15 protein-coding genes are annotated in these 12769 nt (G+C 62.1%); all 15 read left to right on the top strand.

What is annotated here, in order from left to right; genetic code table 11:
* Window positions 1–10 precede the first annotated feature (10 nt).
* The 15 genes from IEX64_RS21900 to hcaB all read left to right on the top strand — a co-directional run bounded on the left by IEX64_RS21900 (window position 11) and on the right by hcaB (window position 12769).
* The gene (locus tag IEX64_RS21900; RefSeq protein ID WP_188823287.1) at window positions 11–1291 is read left to right on the top strand and encodes an aromatic ring-hydroxylating dioxygenase subunit alpha; all 1281 of its coding nucleotides are present in this window, start codon (window positions 11–13) and stop codon (window positions 1289–1291) included.
* Window positions 1288–1776, top strand: coding sequence for an aromatic-ring-hydroxylating dioxygenase subunit beta (locus IEX64_RS21895; RefSeq protein WP_188823285.1), 489 nt, complete (start codon window positions 1288–1290; stop codon window positions 1774–1776). Before IEX64_RS21900 ends, IEX64_RS21895 begins: the two co-directional genes overlap by 4 nt.
* Before the next feature lie 39 nt (window positions 1777–1815).
* Window positions 1816–2421, top strand: coding sequence for a glutathione transferase GstA (gene gstA / locus IEX64_RS21890; protein WP_188823283.1), 606 nt, complete (start codon window positions 1816–1818; stop codon window positions 2419–2421).
* Window positions 2422–2590: 169 nt separating this feature from the next.
* Window positions 2591–3442, top strand: coding sequence for an alpha/beta fold hydrolase (locus IEX64_RS21885; RefSeq protein ID WP_188823282.1), 852 nt, complete (start codon window positions 2591–2593; stop codon window positions 3440–3442).
* A gap of 18 nt (window positions 3443–3460) precedes the next feature.
* Entirely contained in the window at window positions 3461–4384 is a 924-nt protein-coding gene (locus tag IEX64_RS21880) for a catechol 2,3-dioxygenase (protein ID WP_188823280.1), read from the top strand.
* A gap of 2 nt (window positions 4385–4386) precedes the next feature.
* Window positions 4387–4818, top strand: a complete 432-nt coding sequence (locus tag IEX64_RS21875; protein WP_037517470.1) for a GlcG/HbpS family heme-binding protein — start codon at window positions 4387–4389, stop codon at window positions 4816–4818.
* 40 nt (window positions 4819–4858) lie between these two features.
* Window positions 4859–6343, top strand: a complete 1485-nt coding sequence (locus IEX64_RS21870; protein ID WP_008828138.1) for a 2-hydroxymuconic semialdehyde dehydrogenase — start codon at window positions 4859–4861, stop codon at window positions 6341–6343.
* A gap of 4 nt (window positions 6344–6347) precedes the next feature.
* The gene (locus tag IEX64_RS21865) at window positions 6348–7142 is read left to right on the top strand and encodes a 2-keto-4-pentenoate hydratase (protein ID WP_008828139.1); all 795 of its coding nucleotides are present in this window, start codon (window positions 6348–6350) and stop codon (window positions 7140–7142) included.
* 22 nt (window positions 7143–7164) lie between these two features.
* Window positions 7165–8103 carry an acetaldehyde dehydrogenase (acetylating) gene (locus IEX64_RS21860; protein ID WP_008828140.1) on the top strand — a complete coding sequence of 313 codons (939 nt, stop codon included), beginning with the start codon at window positions 7165–7167 and terminating at the stop codon, window positions 8101–8103.
* Entirely contained in the window at window positions 8100–9131 is a 1032-nt protein-coding gene (gene dmpG, locus IEX64_RS21855) for a 4-hydroxy-2-oxovalerate aldolase (RefSeq protein ID WP_008828141.1), read from the top strand. Before IEX64_RS21860 ends, dmpG begins: the two co-directional genes overlap by 4 nt.
* A gap of 1 nt (window position 9132) precedes the next feature.
* Window positions 9133–9903 carry a 2-keto-4-pentenoate hydratase gene (locus tag IEX64_RS21850; protein ID WP_024020833.1) on the top strand — a complete coding sequence of 257 codons (771 nt, stop codon included), beginning with the start codon at window positions 9133–9135 and terminating at the stop codon, window positions 9901–9903.
* Between the two features lies 1 nt (window position 9904).
* Window positions 9905–10141 carry a 2-hydroxymuconate tautomerase gene (gene thmT, locus IEX64_RS21845; protein WP_188823278.1) on the top strand — a complete coding sequence of 79 codons (237 nt, stop codon included), beginning with the start codon at window positions 9905–9907 and terminating at the stop codon, window positions 10139–10141.
* Complete coding sequence (locus IEX64_RS21840; protein ID WP_188823276.1) at window positions 10131–10412, top strand: 2Fe-2S iron-sulfur cluster binding domain-containing protein; 282 nt, start codon at window positions 10131–10133, stop codon at window positions 10410–10412. Before thmT ends, IEX64_RS21840 begins: the two co-directional genes overlap by 11 nt.
* Before the next feature lie 19 nt (window positions 10413–10431).
* A complete protein-coding gene (locus IEX64_RS21835) occupies window positions 10432–11937 on the top strand; it encodes an aldehyde dehydrogenase family protein (protein ID WP_188823274.1) in 1506 nt (501 codons plus the stop codon).
* A 31-nt stretch (window positions 11938–11968) separates the two neighbouring features.
* Entirely contained in the window at window positions 11969–12769 is an 801-nt protein-coding gene (gene hcaB / locus IEX64_RS21830) for a 3-(cis-5,6-dihydroxycyclohexa-1,3-dien-1-yl)propanoate dehydrogenase (RefSeq protein WP_188823272.1), read from the top strand.

The following is a 12769-nucleotide window of genomic DNA, read 5'->3' as shown; positions in this document are numbered from 1 at the left end:
GGAGAAGACCATGAGCGCCGAAACCATGCCCGTCGCCGCGGGGTCGGAGCCGACTGCGGTCGATTACGCAGTCTATCACAGCCAGGCGATCTTCACTGCCGAACAGGAAAACATCTTTCGCGGACAGACCTGGTGCTACCTCGGCCTCGAGGCCGAGCTGGCCAACAGCGGCGATTTCCGTTCGACCCATGTCGGCAATACTCCGGTGGTGGTGACGCGGGCAACCGATGGCGCGATCCATGCCTGGGTAAATCGCTGCGCCCACAAGGGCGCAACCGTGTGCCGCTCGCTGCGTGGTAACCAGGCCGACGGGGCGTTCGTCTGCGTCTATCACCAGTGGGCCTACGACGCGACCGGTGCGCTTGTCGGCGTGCCGTTCCGGCGGGGGCTGAAAGGCGTGGGCGGCTATTCGAAGAAATTCAATATGGCCGAGCATTCGCTGGAGCGGTTGCGGGTCGAGACATTCGGCGGCCTCGTGTTCGGCACCTTCAACCCGACCATCGCCCCGCTCGACGACTTTCTGGGTCCAGTGATGCGCAAATACATTCAGCGCGTCTTCCAGCGCCCGGTCAAGGTTCTGGGCTATGCGCGGCAGTTCATGGCCGGCAACTGGAAGCTCTATTCGGAAAACAGTCGTGACAGCTACCACGGCGGTCTGTTGCACCTGTTCTATCCGACTTTCGGCATCTACCGCCAGAGCCAGGAAAGCGCGGGTCTGGTTTCGGACGAGGGCTACCACACCGTCTTTATCGTGTCTAAGCCCAAGGGCGATGTCCACTACGGCTCGTTCGGTGACGAGGCCAACCGCGAGATGCAGGGTGAGGCCAAGTTGCAGGACGAGCGCCTGCTGGCATTCCGCCCGGAGATCGCTGATGATGTCGGACTGCACATCCAGTCGATCTTCCCGTCTGTCGTTGTCCAGCAGATCCAGAACACCCTCGCCACCAGGCAGATCGTGCCCCACGGGACCGACAGGACCGAGCTGGTCTGGACCTATTTCGGCTATGCCGACGATGACGAGGAAACGACTCGCCACCGCCTTCGCAACCTCAACCTGGTTGGACCGTCCGGGCTGATTTCGATGGAAGACGGCGAAGCGGTCGAACTGTGCCAGCAGGGCACGATCGGTGCCGAAGGCAAGCGCAGCTTCGTCGAGATGGGCGGGGACGATGTCCGACCCTCCTACGCGCCGATGGGTATGGATGAAAATTCCGTGCGCGGGTTCTGGAAGGGCTATCTCGGGCTGATGGGCAATGCCCTGGCCGATCTCGCGGGGGAGGGCCGGGCATGAGCGTTGCAGCCGAAGTAGCGCAAGTCGCGCAAAGTGCGATCGACGATTTCAACGCGGCTTACGGGCTTTGCCTTGATGATGACCGGCTCGAGCAATGGCCCAACCTGTTCGTTGACGATTGCCTGTACCAGGTGATCGCGCGCGAGAATGTCGATAACGGCTTGCCTGCGGCTGTGATGTATTGCGACAGCAAAGGGATGCTGGCGGATCGGGTTGTCGCGCTGCGCAAGGCAAACGTCTTCCCCGAACATTTCAACCGGCGCCTGATCGGGCGTGCGGTGATCACCGGCGCGGAAGGCGACCAGGTTTCTGCTGAAGCCAGCTATGTCGTCTTCCAAACCCGTAATGATGGTGAAACGCGTATCTACAATGCCGGCAAATATGTCGACCGGTTCGATCTTAGCGGTGGAACCGTTCGTCTGAAGAGCCGGACCTGCATCTACGACACGCTGCGCATAGCGACCCTGCTCGCGACTCCGATCTGACCGGGTCCCGATTCACTGCATCCTTGAAGGAGACTATCTATGAAGCTGTTCATTAGCCCCGGTGCCTGCTCGCTCGCCCCGCACATCGCGCTTCGCGAAGCCGGCGCCACTTTCGATACCGTGAAGGTCGATCTGGCGACCCGCAAGGTCGAGACCGGCGAGGACTTCCTGACCGTCAACCCGTCGGGAAAGGTTCCAGCGCTGACCCTCGACAGCGGCGAAACCCTGACCGAAAATCCCGCGATCCTGCTTTACATCGCCGACCAGAAGTCGGATGCCGGCCTGGCGCCGCGCGACGGCACCATGGACCGGTACCGCCTGCTCAGCCGGCTGAGCTTCCTGGGTTCGGAGTTCCACAAGGCATTCGTGCCCCTGTTTACGCCCGGCACCAGCGATGAAGCCAAGGCAGCCGCTACGACCGCAGTCAAGAATCACTTGGCCGCGCTCGATAAGGATCTCGCCGGCAAAGAGCACTATGTGGGCGCCGATTTTAGCGTGGCCGACATCTATCTGTTCGTGATGCTGGGCTGGCCTGCCCATGTCGGGATCGACATGAGCACCTATCCCGCGCTGGGTGCCTATTGCGGTCGGATTGCGCAACGCCCGGCTGTTGGTGCTGCGCTCAAGGCAGAAGGACTCATTTGATCGAATGGCGCGGAGCGGCGGCGATTGCCGTCGCACGCGCCGTTCTTCATTTGCAAATGCGTTTTAAATAGTGCAATGAATGAGGCTGATGGCGACAGAGACGGCGATTCGGCGTCCAGGTCAAGCCGAATGCAAAATCATCGAGGCGGGAAAGGAGCGGAGGGCTACCATGGTAAGCTCGACTTTGGACACGGCACGTCCGGAAATCGGTAAGTCGCTGGTTGTCGGCGGAAGCTCGACCAATTACCACGACGTCGGCGAAGGCGCCCCGGTGCTGCTGGTCCACGGATCGGGCCCCGGTGTGACAGCCTGGGCCAACTGGCGGCTGAATATGCCGATCCTCGCCGAGGATTTCCGGGTCATTGCGCCCGACATGTTCGGCTTCGGCTATTCGGACAGCAAGGGCCGGATCGAGGACAAGCAGATCTGGGTCGACCAGCTCGCCGGCTTTCTCGACGGACTGGGCATCGACAAGGTTTCGATAGTCGGCAATTCTTTCGGTGGCGGGATCACGCTGGCGTTTATGATTGCCCACCCCGATCGGGTGGAGCGCGCAGTTCTGATGGGACCTGCAGGGCTCAACTTTCCGATTACCCCAGCGCTCGACCAGGTCTGGGGCTATGAACCCTCGGTCGAGGCGATGCGCGATTCGCTCAAGTACCTAGCCTGGGATCACAGCCGCCTGACCGAGGATCTGATCCAGTCGCGCTATGTCGCCAGCGCCCGGCCCGAAGCACATGAGCCCTATCATGCAACGTTCGGCGGCGCCGACCGCCAGGCCAACGTGGCGATGCTCGCCAGTCGCGAGGAGGACATCGCCGCAGTCGCGCACGAAACTCTGATCCTGCACGGGATTGCCGATCAGGTGATCCCGCTCGATTCTACCGTACGCCTCGCCACGCTGATGAAGCGGGCCGATCTGCATCTGTTCGCCGAATGCGGGCACTGGGTGCAGATCGAGCGGATGGCAAGTTTCAATCGGATGGTTGCCGAGTTCTTTAGGAATGGTCTCAAGGGCTGAACGGAGAGGAGTGTCGACATGGCTCTAACTGGTGTAATTCGTCCTGGCTACGTGCAGCTCAGGGTTCTCGACCTCGATGAGGCTATTGCCCATTACCGCGACCGGATTGGTTTGAATTTTGTTAATCGCGACGGCGACCGCGCCTTTTTCCAGGCGTTTGACGAATTCGATCGGCACAGCATTATCCTGCGCGAGGCCGACCAAGCCGGGATGGACGTGATGGGCTTTAAGGTCGTCAAGGATGCTGACCTCGACCATTTCGCGGAGCGCCTGCTCGATATCGGCGTCCATGTCGATGTGATCCCGGCCGGATCGGACCCCGGCGTGGGTCGCAAGATCCGCTTCAACACGCCAACCCAGCACGTGTTTGAACTCTACGCAGAAATGGAACTGGCTGCCACCGGACCGGCTGTCAAGAACCCCGATGTCTGGGTGGTCGAACCGCGCGGCATGCGTGCCACCCGCTTCGATCACTGCGCACTGAATGGCGTGGACATCTCCGCATCCGCAAAGATCTTCGTCGATGCGCTGGATTTCTCGGTTGCCGAGGAACTGGTAGATGAAACCAGCGGCACCCGGCTCGGCATCTTTCTTAGCTGCAGCAACAAGGCACATGATGTCGCCTTCTTAGGCTATCCCGAGGACGGCAAGATCCACCATACCTCGTTCAACCTGGAATCGTGGCACGATGTTGGCCATGCCGCCGACATCATCAGCCGCTACGATATTTCGCTCGACATCGGCCCGACCCGTCACGGGATCACCCGCGGCCAGACGATCTACTTCTTCGATCCCTCGGGCAACCGCAACGAAACCTTCAGCGGCGGTTACATCTATTATCCCGACAATCCGCAGCGGATGTGGCAGGCCGAGAACGCCGGCAAGGCGATCTTCTATTACGAGAAGGCGCTGAATGATCGCTTCATGACGGTGAACACCTGATCATGGACGGCGTGGTTTCGGTCCGGACAGTAGGCCACGAATTGGCGCTCAAGGCAGCGGCTGCCGCCGTTGCCATGGGTGCGGCGGCGGGCTGTCCGGTCGTTGCCGCGGTGGTCGGCGCGGGGGGAGACCTGGTCGCGTTCGTGCGCGCCAGCGGCTCCCCTTCGCCGTCTGCAAAGATCGCGCAGGACAAGGCTTACAGCGCCGCCAGCTTCCGCGTCCCGACGCCGGATCTCTATGCGATGGTTTCGGGCAATCCGGCCTTGCGCGACGGGATCGTCGCGCAGCCGGGAATAGCGATGTTCGGCGGCGGCCTACCGATCGAAATTGCCGGTGAATTCGTCGGTGCGATTGGTATTTCCGGCGGGAGCGAAGCGATGGACGTCGAGTACGCCAACGCCGGCCTCGCTGCGATCGGCGCAAGGCAATTCTGACGCCCCATGGGTTCTGGCAAAACGTAGGTAATATGCACCAATGACTTCCGTCTCCTCCTCTCCAATCACGGATACTATCCTGAACTTCATCGACGGGTCCTATCGCGAAGGCAGCGAGGGCAAGTCGTTTTCCAACGTCAATCCGGCCACCGGGGCCGAGATCGGGGTTGTGCACGAAGCAAGCCAGGCAGACGTCGCCGACGCCGTGGCTGCGGCCAAGGCCGCGCTTACCGGGCCGTGGGGCAAGATGACCACGGCCGAACGGGTCAAGCTGATCACCGCCGTGGCGACCGAGATCGAACGCCGAGCGGATGATTTCCTGGCTGCCGAAGTGGCCGACACCGGCAAGCCGCGTCATGTTGCGTCGCATATCGATATTCCGCGCGGAGCCGCTAACTTCCGCATGTTCGCCGATGTCGTCTCGACGATGCCGGGCGAAAGCTTCAACACGCCAACCCCCGATGGCGGCCAGGCGTTCAACTATACCGTGCGCAAGCCCAAGGGTGTGGTCGCCGTCGTCTGCCCGTGGAACTTCCCGCTGCTGCTGATGACCTGGAAGGTTGGCCCGGCGCTTGCCTGCGGCAATACCGTGGTGGTCAAGCCGTCCGAGGAAACGCCTCGTACCGCTGCCCTACTGGGCGAAGTGATGAACGCGGTGGGCATGCCCAAGGGTGTCTACAACGTCGTCCATGGATTCGGTCCGGGTTCGGCCGGCGAATTCCTCACGTCCAACCCCGATGTCGATGCCATCACCTTCACCGGCGAAACCGGCACCGGACAGGCCATCATGCAGAAGGCCGCGACCGGCGTTCGCGACATCTCGTTCGAACTCGGTGGCAAGAACCCGGCGATCGTGTTCGCCGATGCCGACCTCGACAAAGCGGTCGAGGGTCTGTCGCGCTCGGTCTTCCTGAACACCGGGCAGGTCTGCCTCGGAACCGAGCGGGTCTATGTCGAACGGCCGATCTTCGATGCCTTCGTGGCGCGGATGGCGGCGGCGGCGCAGGACTTCAAGCCGGGCGTGACCGGTGATCGCGCCTATCTCGGCCCTCTGATCAGCGCCGAGCACCGCGAGAAAGTGCTGGGCTACTATCGCCGTGCGGTCGAGGACGGGGCCACCGTGGTCACCGGCGGCGGCGTTCCTGAAATCTCGGGCGCGGAAGCCGGCGGCTTCTTCGTGGAACCGACGTTGTGGATCGACGTCGCCCACGGCGACACCGTGATGCGCGAGGAAATCTTCGGGCCGTGCTGCGGCATCTTACCGTTCGACAGCGAGGACGAGGTGATCGCGCTGGCAAACGATACGGTATACGGCCTGTGCGCCTCAGTCTGGACCGAAAACCTGTCCCGCGGACACCGCGTGGCGGCGGCGATGGAGGTGGGGGTGTGCTGGGTCAATTCCTGGTTCCTGCGCGATCTGCGCACGGCTTTCGGCGGGTCCGGCCATTCCGGCATAGGCCGGGAAGGCGGGGTGCACAGCCTCGAATTCTACACCGAGATCACCAACATCTGCGTAAAGCTTTAAGACGATGACTATCGACCCTAAAACCATCGAACAAGCGGCTCTGGCGCTGCGCGGCGCCGCCGAAAGCGGCACACCGGTCAGTCCGATCCGAGACCTGATTGCCGCCGGTGGCGTTGAGGCCGCCTATGCTGTGCAGGAATCCAACACCCGGCACTACCTGGCTAGCGGGCGGCGGCTCGTAGGGCGCAAGATCGGCCTGACGTCGCTTGCAGTCCAGCGCCAGTTGGGGGTGGACCAGCCCGATTACGGGATGCTGTTCGCAGACATGGACGTGCCGGAAGGTATCCCGGTGTCGCTTGATCAGGTCATCCAGCCCAAGGTCGAGGCCGAGATTGCGATCGTCGTTGGGCGGGATTTGCCCCACCCCGACATGACCACCGCCGAGATGATCCGCGCGGTCGAATATGTCGTTCCGGCAATCGAGATCGTCGACAGCCGCGTCGCCAACTGGGACATCAAGATCTGGGACACGATCGCCGACAACGCGTCGAGCGGACTGTTCGTGCTCGGCGCGGTGCCGCGCAAGCTAGATAGGCTGGATTTGCGCACGTGCGGCATGGTTATGGAGGTAAAAGGCGAACCGATTTCGGTCGGCGCCGGGATCGCCTGTCTTGGTAGCCCAATCACCTCTTCCCTGTGGCTGGCGCGGGTCATGGCGAATGCCGGGCGGCCCCTGCTGGAAGGCGACGTGATCCTTTCGGGCGCGCTCGGCCCGATGGCCGGGGTTTCTCGCGGAGATGTCGTTGAAGCGCGGATCAATGGGCTTGGCACTGTCCGAGCTACGTTTGCTGCTGACTGAATTGGAAGTGGAGGTTGGTCAAATGGCCAGGATGAAGTGCGCAATTATCGGTTCCGGCAATATCGGCACTGATCTGATGATCAAACTGCTCAAGGGCTCGGACACTCTGGAGCTGGCAGCGGTAGTCGGGATCGATCCGGCCTCGGAAGGCCTGGCGATGGCCCGCGAAAGGGGCGTGGCCACCACTCACGAGGGGATCGAGGGCCTGTGTCGGATGCCGCAATATGCCGATATCGGCATCGCCTTCGATGCGACTTCGGCCTATGCGCACAAGGCGCATGACGAGATACTCGCCCGCGACGGCAAGCTGATGGTCGACCTGACACCGGCAGCGATCGGTCCGGCGACCATCCCGCCTGTCAACCCCGCGGTCGATGCGACCGTTCGCAACATCAACATGGTGACCTGCGGCGGCCAGGCTACGATTCCGATCGTCGCGGCGGTCTCGCAGGTGGCCAAGGTGCACTATGCGGAAATCGTCGCGTCGGTTTCGTCGCGCTCCGCCGGTCCCGGCACCCGTGCCAACATTGATGAGTTCACCCGCACCACCGCGCGGGCGATTGAGACTGTCGGCGGTGCGGCCAAGGGCCGGGCTGTGATCATTCTCAATCCCGCCGAACCGCCGATGATCATGCGCGATACGATCTTCACGCTGTCGGAAATGGTCGATGAGGAAAAGGTGCGCGATTCGGTCCTGGCGATGATTGCCAGGGTGCAGTCATACGTGCCGGGCTACCGGCTCAAGCAGGACGTGCAGTTCGAACGCTTCGGTTCGAACCGGCCGCTCAAGATCCCCGGCTACGGTGAATTCGAAGGCCTCAAGACCAGCGTGTTCCTCGAGGTCGAGGGCGCGGGCGATTATCTGCCCAACTATTCCGGTAATCTCGACATCATGACCGCTGCCGCCAAGGCGGCAGGCGAGAGCCTGGCCAAGACTCATATGGAAAAGATCGCAGCATGACCTTTGATCCAACATCTGATCGGCTCTACATCCAGGACGTGACCTTGCGCGACGGGATGCACGCCATCCTGCATATGTATGGCACCGACAGCGTGCGCACGATCGCCAAGGCGCTTGACGAGGCAGGGGTGGATGCGATCGAGGTCTCGCACGGCGATGGCCTGAACGGTTCGACCTTCAACTATGGGTTTGGCGCCCATACCGACTGGGACTGGATCGAGGCTGCCGCTGATGTCATCCAGAACGCGGTGCTGACAACGCTTCTGGTGCCCGGCATCGGCACCGCCGAAGAACTCAAGCGCGCCTATGCCATGGGGGTGCGCTCCGTGCGCGTCGCGACCCACTGCACCGAGGCCGACGTCGGCAAGCAGCACATCGGCATCGCGCGCGATCTGGGCATGGACGTATCGGGCTTTCTGATGATGAGCCACATGATCGAGTCCGAAGCGCTCGCGCAGCAGGCGCTGCTGATGGAAAGCTATGGCGCGCATTGCGTCTATGTCACCGACAGCGGCGGGGCGCTCGACATGGATGGCGTGATCGCACGTCTCCAAGCCTATGACCGGGTGCTCAAGCCTGAAACCCAACGCGGCATCCATGCGCACCACAATCTGTCCTTGGGCGTGGCCAATTCGATCGTCGCCGCGCAGACGGGCGCGGTGCGGATCGACGCGAGCCTTGCCGGGATGGGTGCGGGAGCCGGTAACGCACCGCTCGAGGTGTTCATCGCCGCCGCCAACCGCAAGGGCTGGAAGCACGGCTGCGACGTGATGGCGCTGATGGACGCGGCGGACGACATCATACGCCCGCTTCAGGACCGTCCGGTGAGGGTCGATCGCGAGACGCTCAGCCTGGGCTATGCAGGCGTCTATTCAAGCTTCCTGCGCCATGCGGAAAAGGCAGCGGAACAGTACGGAATCGATACCCGCGAGATTCTGGTCGAACTCGGCAACCGCAGGATGGTCGGCGGCCAGGAAGACATGATCATCGACGTCGCGCTCGATCTGATTAAAGCCAAGGCGAACTGAGATGGACAGGCTGGCGAAATACGCGGAAATGCTCGACTCTGCACAGCGTGAAGCAACAGCTACCCCGCAAATCACCCCTGTGGACACCGCTTTCACGGTGGAAGAGGCCTATCAGGTGCAGAAGCTCTCGGTCGATCGGCGCCTGTCGCGTGGCGAACGGCGCATCGGCGTCAAGATGGGGCTGACCAGCCGGGCCAAGATGTTGCAGGTCGGCGTCGACGAAGTGGCCTGGGGCAGGCTCACCGATGCGATGCTGGTCGAGGAAGGATCCGCCCTTTCGCGCGCGCGCTACGTCCACCCCCGGGTCGAACCGGAAGTCGCCTTTCTGATGAAGGCCCCGCTGGTCGGTAAGGTGACTGCCGCCGCTGCGCTGGCAGCAGTCGAAGCGATCGCCCCGGCGATGGAGATCATCGACAGCCGTTACGAGAACTTCAAGTTCGCGCTCGAGGACGTGATCGCCGACAACACTTCCTCGTCGGGGCTGGTGATCGGATCCTGGCACGATCCCCGGATCGATTTTTCGAATCTGGGCGTGATCCTCGAAATCGATGGCGAAGTGGTACAGGTCGGGTCGACCGCGGCGATCCTTGGCCACCCCATCCGTTCGCTGGTTGCTGCGGCCCGGCTGGTTGCCGAAGCGGGCGAACAGATCAACGCCGGTGACATCGTCATGGCTGGCGGCATCACCGCCGCGCCCAACCTGGCTCCCGGCCAGACCGTGCGGACGACCGTGCAGAACCTTGGCGCGGTCATGTTCCAGGTGGAGGCCTGATATGCCGATCATCGAGGTCAACCTGCTCGAAGGGCGCCCGCCAGAAGCCAAAGAGCGGCTGATCAAGGCTCTGACCGATGCTGCCATCGATGCTATCGGGGCCCCGCGTGAGTCGGTTCGCGTCATCCTTCGCGAGATGGCCCCGGCGCATTTCGCGGTGGGGGGGGTAAGCTTTGCGGCGAAGGCCGCTGCCGCCGCGCAGCCCCGAGTCGAAGAAGATTGGTCGAATGAGGCTTGAGCCCTACCAGATCCGGATCCTCGGAGGGGGGCAGTTCGCGTGCCCCGAGGGTGAACGCGTACTGATCGCGATGGAGCAGTTTGGTGCCAGCGATATAGGAGTGGGCTGCCGCGGCGGTGGTTGCGGGTTTTGCCTGGTTCGAGTCGTCGAAGGCGAATACCGGACCGGCAAGATGAGCACGGCCAAGGTTTCTGTCGCCGACCAGGCAAAGGGATACGCCCTGGCCTGTCGGATCTATCCGATGAATGACCTAGTCATCGAAGTTCTATGAAAACCAAGGGAGAGTTGTCATGGCTACGGAGTTGAAAAGTACAGAAAACGAATACGGCATAAAGTCCGAGTACGGCCATTATATCGGCGGCGAGTGGATTGCCGGGGACAGCGGCAAGACCATTGATCTACTCAATCCCTCGACCGGCAAGGTGCTGACCAAGATCCAGGCCGGCAACGCCAAGGACATTGAGCGTGCGATTGCCGCTGCCAAGGCTGCTTTTCCCAAGTGGTCGCAAAGCCTGCCCGGCGAGCGCCAGGAGATCCTGATCGAAATTGCGCGCCGGCTGAAGGCACGCCAGTCGCACTACGCGACGCTCGAAACGTTGAACAACGGCAAGCCGATGCGCGAATCGATGTTCTTCGACATGACCCAGACTATCGGTCAGTTCGAGCTGTTCGCTGGCGCGGCCTATGGCCTGCATGGCCAGACGCTCGACTATCCCGATGCGATCGGCATCGTTCACCGCGAACCGCTGGGTGTCTGCGCGCAGATCATCCCCTGGAACGTACCGATGTTGATGATGGCGTGCAAAATCGCACCGGCGCTGGCATCGGGCAACACTGTCGTTCTGAAGCCGGCCGAGACGGTCTGCCTTTCGGTGATCGAATTCTTCGTGGAAATGGCCGATCTGCTGCCGCCGGGTGTGATCAACGTCGTCACCGGCTATGGTGCGGATGTGGGCGAGGCGCTGGTCACCAGCCCCGATGTCGCCAAGGTAGCCTTCACCGGTTCGATCGCCACTGCGCGCCGGATTATCCAGTATGCCTCCGCAAACATCATCCCGCAGACGCTCGAGTTGGGCGGCAAGTCGGCGCACATCGTGTGCGGCGATGCCGATATCGACGCGGCGGTGGAAAGCGCTACCATGTCGACCGTGCTCAACAAGGGTGAGGTCTGTCTGGCCGGTTCGCGCCTGTTCCTGCACCAGTCGATCCAGGACGAGTTCCTGGCCAAGTTCAAAACCGCACTTGAAGGCGTCCGCCAGGGCGATCCCCTCGATATGGCAACCCAGCTTGGCGCCCAGGCGTCGAAGATGCAGTTCGACAAGGTAGAAAGCTACCTGCGCCTCGCAACCGAGGAAGGGGCCGAAGTTTTGACCGGCGGCAGCCGCGCCGATGCTGCAAATCTGGCGGGTGGCAACTTCATCAAGCCGACGGTGTTCACCAATGTGAAGAACACAATGCGCATCGCGCAGGAGGAGATCTTCGGGCCGGTGACCAGTGTCATCAGCTGGAACGACGAAGCCGACATGATGCAGCAGGCCAATGCCACCACCTACGGCCTGGCCGGCGGCGTGTGGACCAAGGATCTTGCCCGCGCCCACCGGATCGCGCGCCAGCTTGAAACCGGCACGGTCTGGATCAACCGCTACTACAACCTCAAGGCCAACATGCCGCTGGGCGGTTACAAGCAGAGCGGCTTCGGGCGTGAATTCAGCCATGAAGTGCTGAACCACTACACCCAGACAAAGTCGGTCGTGGTCAACCTTCAGGAAGGCCGCGTCGGGATGTTCGATCAGTGATCGAGAACCCGCGATCTTCGGGAGGAACGATGTGACTGCAAGGCTTGAAGGACAAGTGGCGCTGCTAACCGGCGGCGCCACCGGGATCGGTGAGGCGGTCGTCGCGCGCTTTATCGAAGAAGGCGCCAAGGTTGGCGTCCTGGTCAGGGATGCCGCCCAGGCCGACTTGGTGCGTACGCGGCATGGCAACGCAGTAGTCGTGATTGAGGGCGATGTCCGCAATTATGTCGACAACGAAAAGGCGGTCGTCGCAACCGTGGCCGCGTTCGGCAAGCTTGACGTGTTCGTCGGCAATGTCGGGATCTGGGATTTTATGACCCCGCTTGCGGACATGGAACCCGAAAAGCTCTCGGAAACGCTGGACGAGATCTTCGGCGTCAACGTAAAAGGCTACTTCCTTGGTGCCCGTGCCGCAATTCCGGAGTTGCGTAAGACCAAGGGCAGCATCATCTTTACTGCCTCGACTTCAAGCTTCTACACCGGCGGTGGCGGTACGCCCTATGTGGCGTCGAAGCACGCCGTGCTGGGCCTGATCCGCCAGCTCGCCTGGGAACTAACCCCCGACGTCAGGGTCAACGGCGTGGCGCCAGGCGGCACCCGAACGCCGCTGGGCGGTACCCATGTGGGCGGAACAGCCGATGTTCACATGGAAGATATGGAAGGGCTCGACGCGATGATTGCCGGGATGACGCCGCTCGCGCGGATCGCCGAACCGGATGATCACTCCGGCCTCTATGCCTTGCTGGCCTCGCGTCGGGACTCGGCCTACATGACAGGAACGGTTTTGCTCAGCGACGGTGGAATCGGCATTGGCAAACGCCCCGGAAGCTGA

The organism is Novosphingobium indicum, assembly GCF_014645195.1.
Lineage (GTDB): Bacteria > Pseudomonadota > Alphaproteobacteria > Sphingomonadales > Sphingomonadaceae > Novosphingobium > Novosphingobium indicum.
Note: the sequence above shows the minus strand (reverse complement) of the source record. Positions and strands in the feature narration are given on the sequence as shown.

What these genes read in the sequence shown, in the direction of transcription:
- IEX64_RS21835 (WP_188823274.1), top strand. Translation starts at nt 10,432, where the DNA reads ATGGCTACGGAGTTGAAAAGTACAGAAAACGAATACGGCATAAAGTCC.
- IEX64_RS21895 (WP_188823285.1), top strand. Translation starts at nt 1,288, where the DNA reads ATGAGCGTTGCAGCCGAAGTAGCGCAAGTCGCGCAAAGTGCGATCGAC.
- IEX64_RS21880 (WP_188823280.1), top strand. Translation starts at nt 3,461, where the DNA reads ATGGCTCTAACTGGTGTAATTCGTCCTGGCTACGTGCAGCTCAGGGTT.
- thmT (WP_188823278.1), top strand. Translation starts at nt 9,905, where the DNA reads ATGCCGATCATCGAGGTCAACCTGCTCGAAGGGCGCCCGCCAGAAGCC.
- dmpG (WP_008828141.1), top strand. Translation starts at nt 8,100, where the DNA reads ATGACCTTTGATCCAACATCTGATCGGCTCTACATCCAGGACGTGACC.
- IEX64_RS21860 (WP_008828140.1), top strand. Translation starts at nt 7,165, where the DNA reads ATGGCCAGGATGAAGTGCGCAATTATCGGTTCCGGCAATATCGGCACT.
- IEX64_RS21865 (WP_008828139.1), top strand. Translation starts at nt 6,348, where the DNA reads ATGACTATCGACCCTAAAACCATCGAACAAGCGGCTCTGGCGCTGCGC.
- IEX64_RS21850 (WP_024020833.1), top strand. Translation starts at nt 9,133, where the DNA reads ATGGACAGGCTGGCGAAATACGCGGAAATGCTCGACTCTGCACAGCGT.
- IEX64_RS21840 (WP_188823276.1), top strand. Translation starts at nt 10,131, where the DNA reads ATGAGGCTTGAGCCCTACCAGATCCGGATCCTCGGAGGGGGGCAGTTC.
- IEX64_RS21900 (WP_188823287.1), top strand. Translation starts at nt 11, where the DNA reads ATGAGCGCCGAAACCATGCCCGTCGCCGCGGGGTCGGAGCCGACTGCG.
- gstA (WP_188823283.1), top strand. Translation starts at nt 1,816, where the DNA reads ATGAAGCTGTTCATTAGCCCCGGTGCCTGCTCGCTCGCCCCGCACATC.
- IEX64_RS21885 (WP_188823282.1), top strand. Translation starts at nt 2,591, where the DNA reads ATGGTAAGCTCGACTTTGGACACGGCACGTCCGGAAATCGGTAAGTCG.
- IEX64_RS21875 (WP_037517470.1), top strand. Translation starts at nt 4,387, where the DNA reads ATGGACGGCGTGGTTTCGGTCCGGACAGTAGGCCACGAATTGGCGCTC.
- IEX64_RS21870 (WP_008828138.1), top strand. Translation starts at nt 4,859, where the DNA reads ATGACTTCCGTCTCCTCCTCTCCAATCACGGATACTATCCTGAACTTC.